Source organism: Micromonospora sp. C31 (assembly GCF_018070575.1).
Taxonomy (GTDB): Bacteria; Actinomycetota; Actinomycetes; order Mycobacteriales; family Micromonosporaceae; genus Micromonospora.
Genome location: NZ_JAGPXN010000050.1, coordinates 1 through 3659, shown reverse-complemented (window position 1 = coordinate 3659; position 3659 = coordinate 1). Strand labels below are relative to the sequence as shown.

The 3659-nt window shown below is 70.6% G+C and carries 2 protein-coding genes; both read left to right on the top strand.

Going from position 1 to position 3659, the window contains the following annotated elements:
• Positions 1-175 precede the first annotated feature (175 nt).
• Entirely contained in the window at positions 176-3250 is a 3075-nt protein-coding gene (locus KBX06_RS27330; RefSeq protein WP_210839925.1) for a DUF3427 domain-containing protein, read from the top strand.
• Between the two features lie 4 nt (positions 3251-3254).
• Positions 3255-3452, top strand: coding sequence for a hypothetical protein (locus KBX06_RS27325; protein WP_210839924.1), 198 nt, complete (start codon positions 3255-3257; stop codon positions 3450-3452).
• The last annotated feature ends 207 nt before the right edge of the window (positions 3453-3659 follow it).

Sequence of the window (3659 nt, the reverse complement as noted above, 5' to 3'; positions counted from 1 at the left end):
CCGCCATCGGCGCACTCCGCACCGCCGGCGTCACCAACATCGCCGCCGCCAACCGGCACCACGCCCGCGACAGCACCCGCCCGCTGGCACTACTCGGCATCACCTGACGACTTTGCCGGGGCCCTGGGCCTGCGGCGGACAGCGCGGCAGCACCGAAGCCCGCTAGGTTGCCGGGGTGACGGATCTTGAGCGGGGCATTTACGAGCACCTCATCACTCGCGAACTGGCCGACCGCCTCCAGCACGTCGAGCCCGCCCTCCTCCAGCACCACAGGCTCGACCCAGCCGACGCCCCCGACGCCCTGGCCCGTCACATCGCCGCCCTGGCCCATCGCGCCCTGCACGCAGTCCCCGGCGGCGACGACAAGCTCCACCGCCAGATCGAACTAGCCAACCGCATCGCCGACGCCATAGCCGCCGAGAGCCCGCAGGCAGCGACGGCACACGACCAAATCACCGACGCCAAACACCTCCTGCACGCCATCGCCGCCCCACCCACCCCTCCCGCGCAACCAGCCTTCCCGCAGCGCCCCACCACCCCGCTCTCCACCGGCGCCCTCCTGGTCAATGGCCGCCACCAGCCCCGCATCGGCCACGAGGTCACCCACGAGATGGCGTCGGCAGAACAGGTCGACCTGCTCTGCGCGTTCATCAAGTGGTACGGCCTGCGCATCGTCGAGCCGGCCATCCGCGAGCTGATCGCCCGGGGCGGCAAGCTCCGCGTCATCACCACGACGTACCTCGGCGCGACCGATCAGCGGGCCCTCGACCGGCTCGCCGAGCTGGGCGCCGAGATCAAGGTGTCCTACGAGACCAGGACCACCCGCCTGCACGCCAAGGCATGGCTGTTCCGGCGGGGCAACGGCATGACCACCGCGTACGTCGGATCGTCCAACCTGTCGAAGACCGCGCTGATCGACGGCGTGGAGTGGAACGTACGCGTCTCCAACGTCGAGCAGCCGCACGTCATCGACACGTTCACCGCCACCTTCGAGGACTACTGGAACGACCCGGCGTTCGAGGACTACGACGCCAGCCGGGACGCCGAGCGGCTGCGCAACGCCCTCAGCGGGGAGCGGCGCGAGGACCAGCCGACGCAGATCGCCAACCTGGACGTGCGGCCGTACCCGTACCAGGCGGAGATCCTCGCCGACCTGGACGCCGAGCGGCAGGTGCACGGCCGGCACCGGAACCTGGTGGTGATGGCGACCGGCACCGGCAAAACGGTCGTCGCGGCGCTGGACTTCCGGCGCCTGCACCGCAACGGCCAGGTCGACTCGCTGCTCTTCGTCGCCCACCAGGAGCAGATCCTCACCCAGAGCCTGGCGACGTTCCGCCAGGTGATGCTCGACGGCAGCTTCGGCGAGACGCTGGTCGGGGGCAAGACCCCGACCAGGTGGCGGCACGTCTTTGCCTCCATCCAGTCGCTGCACCGGCGGGAGATCGACCCCGAGGCGTACGACATGGTGATCGTCGACGAGTTCCACCACGCGGAGGCACCGACGTACGCCCGGCTGTTGGAGCGGCTTCGGCCGCGCGTACTGCTGGGGCTGACGGCGACCCCCGACCGGGCCGACGGTCGTGATGTGCGGCGGTGGTTCGACGGCCGCGTGGCGGTGGAGCTGCACCTGTGGGAGGCGTTGGAGCGGCAGTTGCTCGCGCCGTTCCAGTATTTCGGGCTGCACGACGACGTGGACCTGTCGCGACTGCGCTGGAAGCGCGGCCAGGGGTACGACCTCGGCGAGCTCGACGGCCTCTACACCGGCAACGACGCGCGGGCGCGGCTGGTGCTGAAGGCGGTACGCGACACGGTCGACGTGGACCGGATGCGGGCGCTCGGGTTCTGCGTGAGCATCGCCCACGCCCGGTTCATGGCGGAGTGGTTCACGCGGCACGGCGTGCCGTCGGCGGCGGTGACCTCCCAGGTCGACCGGCCCGTGCAGCAGGATCTGTTGCGGGAGTTCAAGGCCGGCAAGCTGCGGGTGCTTTTCACCGTGGACCTGTTCAACGAGGGCGTCGACCTGCCGATGGTCGACACGATCCTGATGCTGCGGCCCACCGAGAGCGCCACGATCTTCCTCCAGCAGCTCGGCCGCGGGCTGCGCCTGGACGACGACAAGCCCTGCCTGACGGTGCTCGACTTCATCGGCGGGCAGCACGCCAACTTCCGCTTCGACCTGCGCTGGCGCGCGCTGACCGGCGTCAGCCGCAGGGAGATAAAAGAGGCCGTCGAGCAGGGCTTCCCCTCGCTGCCCAGCGGTTGCCACATCCAGTTGGACCCGGTCGCCCGCAAGGTCGTGCTCGACAACCTGCGTACCGTCATGCCGACGTCGAAGAACGGCCTGCTGGCGGAGCTGCGACACCTCGGGGACGTCAGCCTCGCCGAGTTCCTGCGGGAGACCGGCGTGGAGATCGAGGACGTCTACCGGTCGGCGACCATCGGCGGGTGGACCGGGCTGCGGCGGCTCGCCGGGCTGGAGTCGTCGACGCCGGGGCCGGACGACCGGGAGTTGGGCCGGGCCATCGGGCGGATGCTGCACCTCGACGACCCGGACCGCCTGGACGCGCTGGCCCGGGTGGCGGCGGGCGAGCGGCCGGACGCCGGGCGGCTGTGGGACATGCTGCACTTCGACCTGTGGGGGCCGAACGCGCCGCTGACCTCCCGGGACGAGCGGCTGACGCGGCTCTGGGCGGCACCGGCCCGCTGCGCCGAGCTGCGGCAGGTGGCCGAGGTGCTGCGCGAGCGGATCCACCGCGTCACGCCGGAGCCGCTGTCGGCGTCGGTGCCGCTGCGGGTGCACGCCCGCTACAGCCGCAACGAGGCGTGCGCCGCCTTCGGCATGCCGAACCCGGGCTCGCTGCGGGAGGGGGTGAAGTGGCTGCCCGACGCCCAGGCCGATCTCTTCTTCGTCACCCTGGTCAAGTCGGAGGCGCACTACTCCCCCACCACCATGTACGCCGACCGGGCCATCACGGACAGCCTGTTCCAGTGGGAGTCGCAGAGCACCACGTCGTCGGCGTCGGCGACCGGCCAGCGCTACATCCACCACGTACAGCGCCGCTCGACCGTGCACCTGTTCGTGCGGGAGACCCGGGTCGCGGACCGGGACCTGGGCGCGCCGGCCTACCTCTACGCCGGCCCGATGACCTACCGCGAGCACACGGGCGACCGCCCCATGCGGATCATCTGGCGGCTCGCGCACGCCCTCCCCGCCGACGTCTACGCGACCGCCCGCACCATCGCCGCATGAGGCTGTGGAGCTATCCGGCCGGCACAATCTCTCGGACCAACGCCCGCATCCGGGTGCGGTCGGCGATGCTCAACGCGTAGGCCTCACCGCAGTCATCGCCGGCGGCTACGCCATCTGGCGACGCAACCACGGCACCGACTACTACTACGACGACGGTTACGGAGAGGTCTGGTACTACGAGGAAACCTGGTACGGGAACTAGCCTCCGTCCGGCCACGACAAAGCCCCGGCCGGAACGCTCAGGGCGCTCGCGGCCGGGGCGGATGCTGCCCCGCTGGGTTCAGAGGGTGGTTCGGTAGCTTTCGTCCATTCTGGGTTTGGGCCGGCATGTGAATGTGAGCCGTGGTCGTAACCGGTAGGTCCGGCCGGCGTTGGGCTGATCATGGGTGAGCGTGCGGCGTATCCGAGT